Origin of the sequence: Helicobacter anseris, assembly GCF_003364335.1 — a bacterium.
Taxonomy (GTDB): Bacteria; Campylobacterota; Campylobacteria; order Campylobacterales; family Helicobacteraceae; genus Helicobacter_H; species Helicobacter_H anseris.
The window spans coordinates 24,202-40,055 of record NZ_NXLX01000006.1 but is presented as its reverse complement, the minus strand read 5'-3'; the positions used below and the strand labels follow the sequence as shown (position 1 = coordinate 40,055).

At 33.2% G+C, this 15,854-nt stretch carries 15 protein-coding genes; 4 read left to right on the top strand and 11 right to left on the bottom strand.

The features are described from left to right. Positions 1-10 precede the first annotated feature (10 nt). The 11 genes from secF to CQA57_RS03435 form a co-directional block, all read right to left on the bottom strand. On the bottom strand, positions 11-982 hold the full coding sequence (secF, locus tag CQA57_RS03485) for a protein translocase subunit SecF (protein WP_115578851.1): 972 nt from the start codon (positions 980-982) through the stop codon (positions 11-13). After that, entirely contained in the window at positions 982-2,568 is a 1,587-nt protein-coding gene (gene secD, locus CQA57_RS03480) for a protein translocase subunit SecD (RefSeq protein WP_115578850.1), read from the bottom strand. Before secD ends, secF begins: the two co-directional genes overlap by 1 nt. After that, positions 2,569-2,853, bottom strand: a complete 285-nt coding sequence (yajC, locus tag CQA57_RS03475; RefSeq protein WP_115578849.1) for a preprotein translocase subunit YajC — start codon at positions 2,851-2,853, stop codon at positions 2,569-2,571. It lies immediately after the preceding gene. A 48-nt stretch (positions 2,854-2,901) separates the two neighbouring features. Further along, on the bottom strand, positions 2,902-4,218 hold the full coding sequence (gene nhaA, locus CQA57_RS03470; protein WP_115578848.1) for a sodium/proton antiporter NhaA: 1,317 nt from the start codon (positions 4,216-4,218) through the stop codon (positions 2,902-2,904). Next, positions 4,208-5,671 (bottom strand): Na+/H+ antiporter NhaA, encoded by a 1,464-nt coding sequence (gene nhaA, locus CQA57_RS03465; RefSeq protein ID WP_115578847.1) that lies wholly within the window; start codon positions 5,669-5,671, stop codon positions 4,208-4,210. Before nhaA (CQA57_RS03465) ends, nhaA (CQA57_RS03470) begins: the two co-directional genes overlap by 11 nt. A gap of 136 nt (positions 5,672-5,807) precedes the next feature. Beyond that, positions 5,808-6,371, bottom strand: a complete 564-nt coding sequence (efp, locus tag CQA57_RS03460; protein ID WP_115578846.1) for an elongation factor P — start codon at positions 6,369-6,371, stop codon at positions 5,808-5,810. Positions 6,372-6,381: 10 nt separating this feature from the next. Then, positions 6,382-7,305: a class II fructose-bisphosphate aldolase gene (locus CQA57_RS03455; protein ID WP_115578845.1), complete on the bottom strand. Its 924-nt coding sequence runs from the start codon at positions 7,303-7,305 to the stop codon at positions 6,382-6,384. Between the two features lie 14 nt (positions 7,306-7,319). Then, complete coding sequence (locus tag CQA57_RS03450) at positions 7,320-8,156, bottom strand: peptidylprolyl isomerase (RefSeq protein ID WP_115578844.1); 837 nt, start codon at positions 8,154-8,156, stop codon at positions 7,320-7,322. A gap of 94 nt (positions 8,157-8,250) precedes the next feature. Beyond that, positions 8,251-8,661 carry a fluoride efflux transporter CrcB gene (crcB, locus tag CQA57_RS03445; RefSeq protein ID WP_211305541.1) on the bottom strand — a complete coding sequence of 137 codons (411 nt, stop codon included), beginning with the start codon at positions 8,659-8,661 and terminating at the stop codon, positions 8,251-8,253. Continuing rightward, positions 8,630-9,307 carry a uroporphyrinogen-III synthase gene (locus CQA57_RS03440; RefSeq protein ID WP_170126813.1) on the bottom strand — a complete coding sequence of 226 codons (678 nt, stop codon included), beginning with the start codon at positions 9,305-9,307 and terminating at the stop codon, positions 8,630-8,632. Before CQA57_RS03440 ends, crcB begins: the two co-directional genes overlap by 32 nt. Further along, positions 9,300-10,088 (bottom strand): undecaprenyl-diphosphate phosphatase, encoded by a 789-nt coding sequence (locus tag CQA57_RS03435; protein ID WP_115578842.1) that lies wholly within the window; start codon positions 10,086-10,088, stop codon positions 9,300-9,302. The genes CQA57_RS03440 and CQA57_RS03435 overlap by 8 nt, the downstream gene beginning before the upstream one ends. A 159-nt stretch (positions 10,089-10,247) precedes the next feature. Here CQA57_RS03435 and CQA57_RS03430 point away from each other — a divergent pair, with 159 nt between their 5' ends. The 4 genes from CQA57_RS03430 to CQA57_RS03415 all read left to right on the top strand — a co-directional run bounded on the left by CQA57_RS03430 (position 10,248) and on the right by CQA57_RS03415 (position 15,849). After that, positions 10,248-13,049 (top strand): type I restriction endonuclease subunit R, encoded by a 2,802-nt coding sequence (locus CQA57_RS03430; protein WP_115578841.1) that lies wholly within the window; start codon positions 10,248-10,250, stop codon positions 13,047-13,049. A 29-nt stretch (positions 13,050-13,078) separates the two neighbouring features. Then, positions 13,079-13,693: a DUF6037 family protein gene (locus CQA57_RS03425; protein WP_115578840.1), complete on the top strand. Its 615-nt coding sequence runs from the start codon at positions 13,079-13,081 to the stop codon at positions 13,691-13,693. Between the two features lie 72 nt (positions 13,694-13,765). Further along, positions 13,766-14,647, top strand: coding sequence for an STM4504/CBY_0614 family protein (locus tag CQA57_RS03420; RefSeq protein ID WP_115578839.1), 882 nt, complete (start codon positions 13,766-13,768; stop codon positions 14,645-14,647). Then, the gene (locus CQA57_RS03415) at positions 14,644-15,849 is read left to right on the top strand and encodes a restriction endonuclease subunit S (RefSeq protein WP_170126812.1); all 1,206 of its coding nucleotides are present in this window, start codon (positions 14,644-14,646) and stop codon (positions 15,847-15,849) included. Before CQA57_RS03420 ends, CQA57_RS03415 begins: the two co-directional genes overlap by 4 nt. Positions 15,850-15,854 lie beyond the last annotated feature (5 nt).

The following is a 15,854-nucleotide window of genomic DNA, read 5'->3' as shown; positions in this document are numbered from 1 at the left end:
TTCAATCTCCTTACACAACACCATTTTCATACATTCTTCTTAAACGCTCTTTTTCTTGTGCCTTTTTTTGTTTTTTAATCTCTTTTTGATGATATTCTTGAATATTAAAACCAAAAATAATTGCTAATTTTGGTGCGACAAACATTGAACTATAGGTTCCAAAAACTACACCAACTAGCATTGGTAAAGAAAATCCAACTATATTTTCTCCACCAAATAAAAAAAGTGTTAAAACAACAAAAAATACTGTCAGTGAAGTCAAAAGTGTCCTTGTAAGAGTATTTGAAATGGCCTCATTGATTACTTGAGTAATATTATTTTCTCTATCAATTAGCATTTTTTCCCTGATTCTATCAAAAACAATGATCGTATCATTAATAGAATATCCAATCAATGTCAAAAGTGCTGCTACAACCTCTAAATTTAAATCTATATTAAATACAATAACAGATGCAGCAGTAACAATTACGTCATGCACAAGCGCAATAATGCTGGCTAACGCAAAACGCCATTCATAGCGAAAACTCACATATAACATCATTGCCAATGTTGCCAAAAATAAAGATAATAGACCTTTTTGCTTCAGCTCATTTCCAACCTTTGGTCCAACGGTATCAAGCTTTCTAATTTCAAATTTTCCAGTCGAAAGCAATGTCTCTTCTAAAATAACATTAAGATTCTTTCCTGCGAATAAATTAGTATAAGGAATTTTAATTAGCACTTCATGATTGGAACCATACTCGCTTACTTGACTGCCTTTAAAACCTTCTGTTTTTTCTAAAATCTGTCTTATTTGTGCCAAAGGAGCATTTTGTTCATAACGCAATTGCGCACTACTTCCTCCAGCAAAATCAATCCCTAAACTAAAACCTTTTGTAAAAAAAAGCACAAAGGCACCTATGGTTAAAAATATAGAAAAAATCAAACCATATTTTGAATAATCAACAAAATCGATAATTTTTACTTTTCTCAAAATCTCCATTAAGCATCCTTTGCACGAATTCCAAACCAAAAATACAATGATTTTGTATTTGCTATCTTTGGTAAGATGGCATTATAAAATCCCTGTGTTCCAATAATAGCTGTAATAATAGAAGCAACAATTCCTATACCAGTAGTAATTGCAAACCCCTTAATAGCTCCAGTTCCATAAGCATACAATAATACTGAAGCAATCAATGAAGTAATGTTTGAATCAAAAATTGCCCTGGAAGCATTTATATAGCCTAGCTGTATAGCCCTAGTAACACTTTCTCCTGCACGCAAGGCTTCTCTAATTCTCTCATTAATAATAATATTAGCATCCACTGCGACCCCAACAGTCAAGACAATACCGGCCATACCAGGAAGAGTGAGCGTAGCTCCAAAAATTGCCATAATTGCAATAATCAAAAATAAATTTATTATCAATGCAATACTTGCAATCACACCTGCCATAGAATAATATATAATCATAAATCCTACAACCAAAGCAAATCCGCTAATTAGTGCAATTACGGAAGATTTGATACTATCTTGACCTAGACTTGGTCCGACACTTCTTTTTTCTAGTATTTCTAATGGCGCTGGTAATGCACCACTCCTTAAGGTAATAGCCAAGTCACTAGCCTGCTCTTTAGTAAAACCACCGCTAATCTGTCCACTACCTCCACCAATCCTTTGTCGTATCACTGGTGCAGAATATACCTTACCATCTAGAACAATAGCCATACGTTTGCCAATATTAGATCCTGAAAAATCTCCAAATATTTTTGCACCCAAAGAATCTAAACTAAAACTTACGACAGGCTGATGATTTTCATCATAAGCTACTCTAGCATCTGTAATCCTATCACCATCTAAAATAGGCAATGCCTTTAGCAACATTTTTCCAACTTCATTACTATTTGAATCTACATAAGGCAAAATCACATCGCCATATTTTTGTGCCTCAAGCTCACTCATTGAATCAACTCGATGATTCCTATCTTCATCAACTGCCATCATTTGCAAATGCGCAGATTTAGAAATCAAGCTTCTTGCCCTATCCTCTTCTTGTGTTGTCTGAATTCCAGGAAGCCCCACAAGAATATTATCTTGCCCTTGTTGTGTAATACTAGGCTCAGATAACCCGAACTGATCTAAACGATTTCTAATCGTTGCTATTGCTTGTTCTACGGCATTTTTCTTAATAAGCTCTATTTCCTGTTGATTAAAAACAATAGAATAATTTGTAGCGGTTTTACTAATCAATAATCCATTATTCTTTTTTAGTATTTCATCAAGGATTTTTGAATCATCACTATCCAATAATCCAATTTCTATACCATTTTCATTTGAACGCAAATAATCTACCAATACCTTCTTTTGCTTTAATTCAAAATTGATTGAAGACGCCAAAGAAGAATATCTCGCCTGAATTGCATCTTCAGTTTTTACACCCAAAAGCAAATTCAAGCCACCTTGTAAATCTAATCCCAAATTGATCTTTGGTCCCTTTGTTTGGAATAGAGAAGGAATAGAAAAAGCAATGCCAAAAATTAGAGCAATAATAAAAATAAGTAGTTTAAAATTCTTAGTTTGCTTCATTTATTTTTGAATATTGTCTTCAATTTTATAAGCAATATAGTCTTTTACTATTCTTGCTGTAGTTTCATCATTCAGTCTTACTGTAAAAAACCCTTCTTCTGATTTTATCACTTCACATACCAAGCCACCAGTAGTGACAATCTTATCACCCTTAGCAAGAGTATCAATCATCTCTTTATGTTTTTTTTGTTGATTTCTCTGAGGTCTAATAATAAAAAAATAAAAAATTAAAATTAATACTACAAATGGCAGTAAAGCTGAAACAATATTTTGCGAATTTTCCATATCCATCCTTTTAATAAACTAAAATAAGTTTGTAATAATAACGATTTTTTACTTAGTTTTTAATTTATTAAACAAAATTAACATTAAGGAACCACAAATGGCCGATAAAAAAGATGCTAGCAAAATTGCCACTTTAGCAATCTCGACAGATTGTTCGTTATCAAATGCTAAATTTGAGACAAAAATAGACATTGTAAAACCAATACCAGACAACATTCCAGCACCAAAAATATGAAACCAAGATAAATCTACAGGTTTAGAAGCAATTTTTAATTTAGAACATAAGTAGGTAATAAGAAAGATACCTATAGGTTTTCCCAATAATAAACCTAATAATACTCCCAAAAAGATGTGATCTATTCCAAAATCAATACCGCTATCTATCTTTACACCAGCATTTGCAAAAGCAAATAAAGGCATAATAAAATATGCACTCCATGGATGCAATTTATGTTCTAATATTTCAAGTGGGCTTTGGGTGTGTATTGATTTTTTATAAAGCAACTTTAGTGTTTTCTCTTGTTCTTTATCCCAATGAATTTCTGTATTTTTCTGATAAAAATTATCCATAATTTCTTGCAGAAATGATAAAAAATTCTTTTTATTTTCTCGTGCTTGTAAAGGAATACAAAAAGCCAAAATAACAGCAGATATAGTTGCATGTATTCCACTCTTATAAACTACAAACCAAAGAATTACACCAAAAAATAAATAAGGTATTAAACTTTTAACCCCTATCTTATTAAGCAAAAATAATAGCAATATCAGCACACTAGCAACAATCAGATACTCCCAAAGTATTTGATTTGTATAAAAAATTGCAATTACAATAATTGCACCCAAATCATCTACTACTGCTAAAGTAACCAAAAAAACTTTTAAGGCAAAAGGTACTCTTTTTCCTAGTAACAATACAATACCTAATGCAAAGGCGATATCTGTTGCCATAGGTATTCCAAAGCCATGAATAGAATTTGTGCCAACATTAAGAGTATAATAGATCAGAGCAGGAATAATCATACCACCAAGTGCTGCAACTACAGGAAATATAGCCTTCTGAAATCCAGATAGCTCGCCAACTAAAAATTCTCTTTTTATCTCAAGCCCAACCATTAAAAAAAAGAATGACATTAAGACATCATTGATCCAATGATGCAAATCAAATCCAATAAATACATCATTAAAGCTAAAACCAAATTCATAATGCCAAAATTTAAAATATAAATCTGAAAAACTAGAATTTGCAATTAACAGCGCTAGAAGCATGCTAATAAACAAGAAAAAACCGCTAAAAGACTCGCTTTGAATAAAACGCAATAAAATTTTCCTAAAACTAGTATTTGTTTCTATATTATTATTTTTCATTTTTCTTATTCCTTGTGCTAAAGAACAGTGCTACCATTCCTAACATCATAGCCAAAAATGAAGCAATCAAAACAGAAATCTTTGAGATATCTACTAAATTTTGATCATCATATGCCAAAGTAGCAACAAACATAGACATCGTAAAACCAATACCAGCTAAAAAGCCAACCGCCAAAATATGTCCATAACTTAAACCTCTTGGCCTAATGGAAATATTACATTTTTCACTCAAGTATGCAAAAAGTGTAATACCTATAGGTTTTCCCAATATCAATCCAAGTAAAGTTCCCCAAAAAATATCATTAGAAATTAAATCCAAGTTTTCACTTATCAATACTCCTCCATTTGCAAAAGCAAATAAAGGAACAATAAAGTAAGCACAAATCGGTTGTAGAGCGTGCTCAATTCTAAGAAGTGGATTTTTTGCATAATGCGAATAACGACCAATACTATCTAAAATATGCACATAATGGCTAGCACGTTCCATATCAATCTTTTTTTCATTGGTAGGTTGAATAAAATTCTTAATACCATCTCTAAAGGCTTGCAATAAGCTTTTATGTTTTTTTATAGGATAGTTACGCTTAATTTTCTCTAATTCATCAAAATCAATTTTATCCCATTCTTGCATCATTTTCTCAAAATATACTCCAGATGCTTTGGTTCTACCAGGAATGCAAAAAGCAAGTAAAACCGCTGCTATAGTAGGATGAACACCACTTTTATAAATGGCTATCCAAAGGAAAATTCCTAATAGCAAATATAAAAATACAAATTTTGTGTCTCTATAATTGATATAAATAAGAATAAAAATAATGCCTGTTGCCACACATAACCAAAAAATACTTAAATGTTGAGTGTAAAAAACAGCAATAACAATCACTGCTCCCAAATCATCAGCAACAGCCAAAGTAACCAAAAAGATTTTTATCACTGATGGTATTCTTTTTCCCATCAATAAAATAACACCAAGAGCAAAAGCAGTATCTGTGCTCATCGCCACACCAAAACCATCTGCTCCAAATGCATTGTGATTAAAATATAAATAAAATGCAATAGGAATACATATCCCCCCTAAAGCTCCAAACACAGAAAAGCTTACTTTTTTAAATCCGGCCAAATCCCCATAGAGAACTTCACGCTTCATCTCCAAACCGACCATTAAAAAAAATAAAGACATTAAAACATCATTTACTATATGCAAAATACTAATATCTTTAATACTAGCATTTATAGAAACACCGATCTTTGTCTCCCAAAATGCAAAATAATGCTCTGACAAAGATGGTGTATTTGCAACAATCATTGCAATTGCTACACAAAAAAATAGTAAGATACCTCCAAAAGACTCATGCCCAATAAAGCTATATAAACCCCTCTGTAACCTGTCTTTAATATAAAGCTTTCCATTATGTTTAGCATCTGGAACTACAATTTCAACAATATCTTTCATTATCACTCTTTAAAATTAAAAACCAAATTTTCACATAGAAAATAAAGTTTATTAAGCAGATTTCCTAGCATAAACAACTCCTTAATAAACTTTAAACAATCTAGCTCAAGCTAGATTGAAAAATTTAATATTAAAATTATTTTACTTTCTCCACATATTCTGCAGTTTCTGTATTTACACGAATTACTTCACCCTCTAATACATGGAATGGTATCTGCACTACAGCACCTGTTTCTAATGTAGCAGGTTTTTTTCCGCCACTAGAAGTATCTCCCTTGAAATTTGGTGCAGTCTCTATAATTTTTAATTCAACTATTTGAGGCACATCTACTGAAATCGCTTTATTATTATGGAAGAGAATCTGCACATTTGTGCCATCAAGCATCCATTTAGCAACATCACCTACTTGATCATCGCTAAGAGCAATTTGCTCATAAGTTTCTGTATCCATAAATTGAAACATCTCGCCATCGTGGTAAAGATACTGCATTGTTTTTTCAACCAAATTAGGTTCTTCACATTTATCACCTGCATGAAAGGTTTTTTCAATCACCTTTCCATCTAAAAATGATTTAATTTTTGCACGAACAAAAGCAGCTCCCTTTCCAGGTTTTACGTGTTGATATTCAACAATTCTATACGGAACTCCATCAATTTCTATCTTTAAACCTTTTTTTAATTCACTCATACCTATAGCCATAAAAAAATCCTTAAATTTTATTTGCTGAGCCTAAAATATGCATACGCTCAACTATTACTTTTTTCATCGATTCCATCGCTGGAGCAAAAAACTTTCTTAAATCAAACTGCGTAGGATCATCATTTGCAATTCGTCTAACTTCTGCCATAAAGGCTATACGCAAATCCGTATCTGTATTAACTTTATTTATACCACCCTTTATAGCTTCTTGCAAAAATTCAAAAGGCACACCTTTGCTACCTTTTAAATCTCCACCAGTTGCTAAAAAAGCATTTCTTACATAATCTGGTATCGCACTTGCACCATGTAAAACCAAAGGAATATTTGTCATTTTTTTTACTTCTTGTAAACGCTCAAAATCAAGTTTTGGTTCTCCTTTAAATTTAAAAGCACCATGACTTGTTCCAATCGCAGGTGCTAGAAAATCTACTTGTGTTTCTTTTACAAATATTTCAGCTTCTTTTGGATTTACCAAGACAGCATCTTTTTCATCAACAGAGATATTGTCCTCTACCCCCATCAATCTACCTAATTCTGCCTCAACACTTACCCCCTTTGAATGTGCAAAATCTACTACCTCTTTTGTCATAGCAAGATTCTCTTCAAATGGATGATGTGAAGCATCAATCATTACAGATGTAAAACCCGCTTCAATTGCCTTCTTGCAACTCTCAAAGGTTGTCCCATGATCTAAATGCAAAGCAACAGGTATATGTCCATAACGCTTAGCCATCACCTGTACCATTCCTACGACCATATCAATCCCCATATATTTGATAGCCCCTTCACTTGCTTGGACAATCACAGGAGAATTAGCTTCATTTGCAGCTGCAAAAATTGCCTGAAGCATCTCAAAATTTACAAAATTAAACGCACCAACACCATAAAACTCTTTATGTGCTTTCTGTAAAATTTCATTCCCATTTACTAGCATATAATTTTACCTTTTTATTGATTGATAGTAATCTTTGCCTTACTTCTAAGATCTTGTATTTTTTGCTGAATTAGTTCTTGAAATTTTCTTTCTTTAAACATATTCTCAATACCTTGCTTAGCATCTGCAAAACTAATGGTCTTTGCGTCACTCTTTTTAATAAGATAAATTACATGATAGCCATATTCTGTTTTTACAGGCTCCATTGTAAATGTTCCTTCTTTAAGATTGAATACAGCATCAGCAAATTCTGGCACCATTTGATTTTTTTGGAAAGTTCCCAAATCACCACCATTTTGAGCTTTTTGTGCATTTGGATCAATTGTATTTTTATTTGCAAGCTCAATAAACTTTTGTTCTACTCTAGACTTACCAGCTTTTTTAAGCTCTGCAATAATCTTTTCTGCATCTTCTTTTGTCTTTACTAAAATGTGTCTTGCTTGACCTTCTTGTTGAACAAATTGACGAGGATTTTTATCATAAAACTCTTTCAATTCACTTTCAGGTATTTTCATTTTGCTAACTTCTTGTGCAATTTTTTGTTGCCACCCATTGATTAAAAGTTGTTTTTTGATATTTTCTAAAGCCTCTTTATACTCTTTAGTATCTTCAATTTTTTCTTTTTTTGCAGCATTTTCAATCAAAATTTCATTGATTTTTTGATTGATAAGATTTGTTTTTTGCTCTGCTGTCAATTTATCAAAATCAAAATTTGGAACTTGTTGTTTTAGGGCGTCAAAATCCTTTTCCGTAATAGCAACTCCATCAACATTTGCTAAATCTTTCGCATAGATACTTCCTGAAAGAATCAAACCAGCTGCAACAATGCTTACTAACTTATTATATACCATAGTATATGTTCTCCCTTGTAAAAATCTAATCACCTATAAATGATGAAATAAGCCAATATTTTACAATGAAAACTTAAATCACACCAAAAAAACTTCAATTTACAAGCTTTTTTGCAAAAACAAAACCCAAATACACACACAAAAATACCAAAAAATTACTCGCACAAACATAAAGCAATGTTTTGTAAAAATACCCTTGTTTCATCATAAAGAATACTTCCATTCCAAAACTAGAAAAAGTAGTAAAACCTCCCAAAAATCCACTCATCAAAAAAATCTTCCAATCACTACTTAAATTTTTTTCAAAAAATAAATAGATACACGCCCCCATTAAAAAAGCTCCAAAAACATTGACAAAAAGTGTTCCTAAAGGGAAATAAGAAAATTTTTGCAAAAATATTGCACACAAATATCTAGCAATACTCCCCAATCCCCCTCCAACAAACACAAAAAATAAAAGTTTTATATCCAAACTATGCCAATCTTCTTGCAATTTCTCTTGCAAAATCAATGCAACTTTGCAAATCCTGTCTTGGACTCACAAAAGCCTCGATACTTGTATCAAAAATACCAAAAGTAGTCATCCCTATGGCAACAGCAATATAACTCCCATCCCAAGAAAAATTTTGCACAAAAGAAAGATAATGACTTGGGGCAGTAAAAATCAAAATAGATTTTGGGCTTGGTTTTAATGCTCTATCTACACTATTTTTTTTATTTTCATAAGCGATGATTTGTTTGAGTTTCACACTTGCATTCAAAAGCAACTCATCAAGTCCAGAAACAATTTTTTTTGCCCTAAAATACAGCACTTTCTTTTTTTTCAGCATAGGAATAATCTCGCTTGCAAAACCAAAGCCATGAGAATCTTCTCCAATATACTCAACATTAAAGCCGTATTTCTCCAAAGCCATTGCACTACTTTGCCCTATCACATAGCAAGGGATTTTTTTTAAAAACTCAAATTCTGGATATTTTTGTATATTTTGCTCCAAAGATTTTATGGCATTTTTTGAGGTAAAAACTAAAGCTTGAAAATCTTTTTTGATTTCTTTTAGAGCGTCAAACATATCTAAAAATTCTATTTCATTTACAACAAGGGTTTTTATTTCCTCGTGTGGTTTTGAGCTTACAAGAACAATATCACGCATAAAACTTCCAAAAATAAAATAAAAACACAATGCCCGCCAAGATTCTATAAATACCAAAAGGCACATAACTAAATCTACTCACAAAGCCCAAAAAGATTTTAATGCTTGCAAGTGCTGTTAAAAAAGCCACTACGCTACCCACAAGCAACAAGGTGATATTTTGTGTATCTAAAATCTCAAGATTTTTACAGATATCATAAGTTGTCGCGACAAACATTGTAGGAATAGCAAGCATAAAAGAAAATTCTGCTGCCAAAGTCCTAGAAAACCCTATAAGCAACCCCGCAACGATTGTTGCTCCACTTCTTGAAGTTCCAGGTATCATCGCAAGACTCTGACACAATCCCACGATAAAAGCCTCTTTATAGCTTATCTGATTAAAATCACTTTTACCAAAAACTTTAGAATCTCTTTTTTTATTTCTCCACTCTATCCACAAAAATACAATGCCCCCAAAAATAAGCATATATGCAACTGTTTGCGGAACAAAAAAAGCCTTGATATATTTATAGGCAAAAAATCCTATCAACCCCGTTGGCACAAAACCCACTATTAGCTTTATCCAAATATCAAATCCCCTTAAAAGCTTTTGATGTAAAACAAACAGCACCGCTAGTATAGAACCAAGCTGAATTGCTATCTCAAAAGTTTTTACAAAATCACTCTCTTGATCAATGCCCAAAAAATGCCCTGCTAAAATCATATGCCCCGTAGAAGATACTGGTAAAAATTCTGTCAATCCCTCCACTATCCCCATAATAATCGCTTGAAAAATATCCATAAAACCTCATTTATTCATAAATTTTTAAGCTAAGAAGTGATTCTATCACACTTAAAATCATAAACAACATATTTTCATAAAACTGCATACTCAAAGTATTTGGTATAATCTAAACAAAAAAATTAACCCTATTATTTAAATCAATTATGGAAACAAAAAGTGAAAAAACCTGAAGAGATTGCACGAGAACAGATTGATCAAAAACTAAAGCTTGCAGGCTGGGAAATACAAACGAAAGAAAATTTCAATCGTTTGGCATCACAAGGTGTAGCATATTGCGAATTTTGCACAAGTGATAAAAAATTTGCAGACTATGTGCTTTATGTTGAAGGAAAAATCATCGGTATCATCGAAGCCAAAAAATCAGGATACCTCCTAAGTGGCGTATTTGCTCAAAGCTCTCATTATGCTAACTTTATCCCAAAAGGTGCTCCAATATTTCAAAATGCTCCTGCTTTTATTTATGAAAGCAATGGGGAAGAAATTTATTTTTGCGACTTAAGAGAGCAAGATTATCGCTCAAGAATCTTAAGCTATTTTCATACTCCAAGCTCTCTGCTAAATCTCATCAAATCTGACCCTTTGAGAAATTTTCTTAAAAATATACCTCTTCTTGAAAAAAATAATCTCAGAGAATGTCAATATCATGCTATAAAAAATCTAGAATCTTCTCTTGCAGAAAACCACAATCGCTCTTTGCTTCAAATGGCAACAGGTAGCGGAAAAACCTATACTGCTTGCAATATTTCTTACAGACTTTTGAAATACGCTCGTGCTAAACGCATTCTTTTTTTAGTAGATAGAAAGGATTTAGGTTCTCAAACACTAAGCGAATATGAAAATTTTAAAATCTCCAATCGTTCCTTTTCTGAACTCTACATCATCAATCACATTACTCAAAATACTATCCCTGAAGATAGTCAAATTGTGATTATGACTATTCAAAGGCTTTATTCTATCCTCACAAATACCCCTTTAACAGAAGAAGATGAAGAGCTAGAATCCTCTCAAACTCTCCAAAATGTAATTTCTAAAATTCCTTATAACCAAAGCATTCCTTTTGATTTCTTTGATTTTATTATTGTGGATGAATGTCATCGATCTATTTATGGGAATTGGAGAGCAATTTTAGATTATTTTGATAGCTTTATTATTGGGCTGACTGCTACCCCCTCTAAGCTTACTTTTGGATTTTTCCAAAGCAATCTTATCTACTCCTACACTTATGAGCAATCTGTCTTAGATGGAGTAAATGTAGATTTTTGGGCGTGGAGGATTGAGACTAATATCACTCAAAATGGATCTGTTATCCCTCCTAAAAGTCTAATCATCAAAAGAGACAAACGCGATAGAAAAATAATCTATGAAGAATTAGATGAAGAGCTAGCCTATAGCAACAAAGACTTAGATACAAAAGTGCTCAATCGCTCTCAAATCCGCACAATCCTCACAGAGTATAAAAAACTTATCTATTCTCAACTTTTTTCTGAAAGAAAAAGTGAAGATGAAAGCAAAAATTTAGCCTACATCCCAAAAACTCTTATTTTTGCTAAAGATGATCATCACGCCGAGGAAATCACACTCATTGCTAGAGAGGTTTTTGGCAAAGGCAATACTTTTGCTCAAAAAATCACCCATACCAACAAAAATAGCAAAGAAGCCATAAGAGATTTTAGAACTAATCCAAACTTTAGAATCGCAATCACAGTGGATATGATAGCCACAGGGACAGACATCAAACCTCTTGAAGTGCTAATCTTTATGAGAAATGTCAAATCTTCAGGGTATTTTGAACAAATGAAAGGGCGTGGATGTCGCTCCATAGATGATCAAGCTCTAAGAGAAGTTACCCCAAATGCCAAAAGCAAAAATAAATTCTATATTATCGATTGTATTGGGGTGCTAGATAGCGCTAAAATCCTCTCTACTCCTATCATTAAAGGTGATAGAGCACAAACCCCCACACTTAAAAAAGCCATAGAAGATATTGCCAAGGGAATCATTACACCACAAAACACTTCCCTCCTTGCTTCCAAAATCTCAAGAATAGCTCAAAAAATTGACAAGAAAGATGAAGCATATCTTCAAAAACTTTTGGAAGAGACTTTTATCCCACCTATCCAAACTCCACTTCAAGGAAATTTCGGAGAAAATAAAGAAGAATATGACTTTATTCCATCTAATTCTCTTCTCTCCTTATCTAAGCAACTCTATACACTCTCAAATATTTTAGAAGAAGATATCACGCTACACCCATCTACCCCCACACCACTCACACAAGAGGAGCAAAAAGAACAGCTTGCAAACTTCATCACAGCGCCCTTTAATCACGCTTCATTTAGAAACTCGCTCATCAATATCGCTAAAATCCTCTATATCTATATCGATGAACTCAACACCGATGAAGTTACACTCTCTCAACCCATAGAATCTACTAATCAAATCGAAGATTTTGAGAGATTTATCATAGAACACAAAGATTCTATCCTTGCTCTCTCTATCCTCTATGATAAGAAAAAAATCCATATTACTCAAAATGCCCTAGAAGAGCTCAAACAAAAGCTTCAAGAATCTCAAATAGACATCGCTAAGCTTTGGAAAAGCTATGCAAAAAAGCAAAACAAACAAAGTGCCTATAAAAATCTCACAGACCTCATTTCTTTAGTGCGACTAGGCTATCAACAAATCAAAGAACTCCACTCTTTTGCAGAAAATGCCAACAAACTCTATGAGCTTTATCTAGGACGACTTATCAACAAAGGAATCCATCTCACCAAAGAGCAAAGAAATCTTTTTGATACCATCAAAGAATGTATCATCACAGAGGGTTATTTCTCTCAAAAAGACTTTGGCGAATACTTCGCTGATGAGGGAGGAATCGCCTATGCTAACAGAGTGTTAGGTGATAGCTTCAAGCTAGAAGTCTGTCTTGAAGAGCTTTATGAGGCTTTGGTGGGGTAAAAAATAAATAAATTTAAGGAGAATTAACGATGTATTGCATGAGTGGATTAAAAAATCTTTATAAACAAATGAAAGACAAAGATCTAACTTACACAATTTTTGACTATCGCCATAACAGTATTGCATTGGTTGCAATGTTTGATATTGACAAAAATCCATTTCAATTACTCATTATCAAAAAAGGAACAAACCTTACGCTATCTCTAGATATAGAATATGGTTTTTCCCTTGAGACTTTTTTGCTACCAGAAGACTATGAAAAATTGAAAGAGATTTTAGAGATACCTAGAATGCCCAAAGGAGAAAATCCCTTTCAACCCTCAGAATTCTTCAAAGAATTTAACAAAAAGATTCCAAGCACCTTACTAGAATACACCCAATCTTCGGAAATAAAACAAATTTTTGCAAAATTTTACAATCCAGATGAAGATGAAAATAAAATTTACATACTTGGAATGATTGATTGGACAGGGAAAAATAAAACTTATTCTGAAAAAAATCGAGAAAAAACAAGAATTCTTTATCCTGAAGTTTATCGGGCAATCAAAGACAAAAATATCAGTATTAAATATACGAGTAATGAAAATTGTTCAAAAAACACAACATATCAAACCTGTAAATTCATTCATGATGAAGAGGAATAAAAATTGAAAGAACAGAACAATACACTAGAAAAAAACTCAAAAAAATAGACACGATAAAAACAAGGAGAGAGAATGATATTTGATAATCTACCAAGTCGTAGAAAAAAAATTGAAAATGGAACACTCTACCCTGACATTTATCAATACGATGAAGTTTCTCAGAAGTTGAGAAACATAATTGTTAGGCTTTTTGACCAAAGCTATGCTAAAAATTTTTCTCATCAAATTCATACACTCATTTGTGATGAACACGGACTATTCCAACTCTATAAACTAGAAGAAAACGCTTGTAGTTTTTCCATGAATTATTTTGGCGATATTGCAAATTTTATTTGTCTATTCAAAAACGAACAACTTGAAATTTTTCTAGACTTATTAACAATAATATTTCATTTTTTCAGAATCCATGACCAAAAAATCCTACAAGAACTCAATCAAAGAATGCTAGAAAATGGTTTTGGATATCAATTTGAAAACGACACGCTAATTCGCATTGATAGTTTGCCAATGCATAAAAATGTTGTCAAACCCACTCTTGAACTTTTACAAGATTCTCGTTTTGAAAATGCCAATGTCGAATATCGTCAAGCTTTTGATGATTGCAATCATAGGCGTTATGAAGAAATGTTTGTCAATCTTTGTAAATCTGCAGAATCAACAATAAAAATTATTTGTGATATCAACAAATTTGAACTACCCAAAAGCTCTACGCTCAGCTCACTAACAGAAACTCTCAAAAACAACAACTTTCTACCCAATTACAGCACAGAATCTCTCAATGGACTCGCAAAGGTTTTAAACACCATAGGAAATATCAGAAACAACAATGGAGGACACGGAACAGGAGTAGAAAAAAGAAAAATCGACCAATCTTTTATCACTTACGCTATGCATTCCACAGCCTCAACCTTGCTCTTTTTGCTCCAAAGACAAAAAGAATGGGAATCCAAATGACTCCCCACAACCTCCCCCAACATTGGCAATGGATAAGACTTGGAGATATTGCTGAAATTATTGGAGGAACAACCCCCTCAACAACAAACCCAGAGTATTGGGACGGAGAATGTCCGTGGATTACCCCTGCAGAAATCAACAATGATTCAAAGATTATCTATCAGACAAAAAGACAAATTACACAAAAAGCAGTCAAAGATAAAAGCCTAAAAATTCTCCCCATAGGAACAATTTTGCTAAGCTCAAGAGCACCTATTGGCAAGGTTGCTATTGTAGGTAGTGAAATGTATTGCAATCAAGGTTTCAAAAACCTTGTATGTGATGAGAAAAAAATCTACAATCTTTATCTTTTTTACTTTCTCAAAGGCAAAACTACTTTTCTCAATTCTTTGGGGAGAGGAACGACATTTAAAGAGATTTCAAAAAGCATAGTTGAACAGATTGAAATCCCCCTCCCACCTCTTGAGATTCAGAGGGAAATCGTGGAGATTTTGGAATCAAAACTAGAAAAGATCACTTCAGCCAAAGCCATTTTGGAATCATCTCTAAAAGAATGCGAAACCTATCGCCTCTCACTCCTCAACGACGCTTTCAATGGCAACCTCACCCCTCATTCCAAAGATTGGCAATGGGTGAGATTAGGAGAGTGTTTGGAGAAAATGACAACAGCAAAACTTGATAAAGATACTTTCTCCTATATTGATATAGAAAGCATTGACAACAAAACCCAAACGATTACCACCCCAAAAACTCTCCCCACTTCCAAAGCCCCAAGCCGTGCCAAAAGAGAAGTCAAAGAGGGAGATACTTTGTTTTCTATGGTTAGACCCTATCTCAAAAATATTGCTTTTGTTGATTTGGAGTTTAGCCATTGTGTAGCCTCAACAGGGTTTTATGTCTGTCGCCCAAAGTCAAATCTACTCCCAAAATATTTATTCTTTTTGATGATTTCTCCTCTAGTTGTCAATGGGCTAAATCAATTTATGCGTGGGGATAATTCTCCCTCTATTCGCTCACACGATTTAGAAAACTTCTCAATCCCCCTCCCACCCCTTGAGATTCAGAGGGAAATCGTGGAGATTTTGGAATCAAAACTAGAGAAAATCGCTTCAGCCAAAAGCCTTTTGGAATCCTCTCTCAAAGAATGCGAAACCTATCGCCTCTCTCTGCTTGAGAGTGCGTTCAAAGGTGAGCTTGTATGATAAAA

Coding starts and splice junctions, on each gene's coding strand:
- CQA57_RS03425 (WP_115578840.1), top strand. CDS start 13,079: ATGTATTGCATGAGTGGATTAAAAAATCTTTATAAACAAATGAAAGAC.
- CQA57_RS03435 (WP_115578842.1), bottom strand. CDS start 10,088: ATGGATATTTTTCAAGCGATTATTATGGGGATAGTGGAGGGATTGACA.
- CQA57_RS03455 (WP_115578845.1), bottom strand. CDS start 7,305: ATGCTAGTAAATGGGAATGAAATTTTACAGAAAGCACATAAAGAGTTT.
- CQA57_RS03450 (WP_115578844.1), bottom strand. CDS start 8,156: ATGGTATATAATAAGTTAGTAAGCATTGTTGCAGCTGGTTTGATTCTT.
- nhaA (WP_115578847.1), bottom strand. CDS start 5,671: ATGAAAGATATTGTTGAAATTGTAGTTCCAGATGCTAAACATAATGGA.
- CQA57_RS03420 (WP_115578839.1), top strand. CDS start 13,766: ATGATATTTGATAATCTACCAAGTCGTAGAAAAAAAATTGAAAATGGA.
- efp (WP_115578846.1), bottom strand. CDS start 6,371: ATGGCTATAGGTATGAGTGAATTAAAAAAAGGTTTAAAGATAGAAATT.
- CQA57_RS03415 (WP_170126812.1), top strand. CDS start 14,644: ATGACTCCCCACAACCTCCCCCAACATTGGCAATGGATAAGACTTGGA.
- secD (WP_115578850.1), bottom strand. CDS start 2,568: ATGAAGCAAACTAAGAATTTTAAACTACTTATTTTTATTATTGCTCTA.
- nhaA (WP_115578848.1), bottom strand. CDS start 4,218: ATGAAAAATAATAATATAGAAACAAATACTAGTTTTAGGAAAATTTTA.
- yajC (WP_115578849.1), bottom strand. CDS start 2,853: ATGGAAAATTCGCAAAATATTGTTTCAGCTTTACTGCCATTTGTAGTA.
- CQA57_RS03440 (WP_170126813.1), bottom strand. CDS start 9,307: ATGCGTGATATTGTTCTTGTAAGCTCAAAACCACACGAGGAAATAAAA.
- secF (WP_115578851.1), bottom strand. CDS start 982: ATGGAGATTTTGAGAAAAGTAAAAATTATCGATTTTGTTGATTATTCA.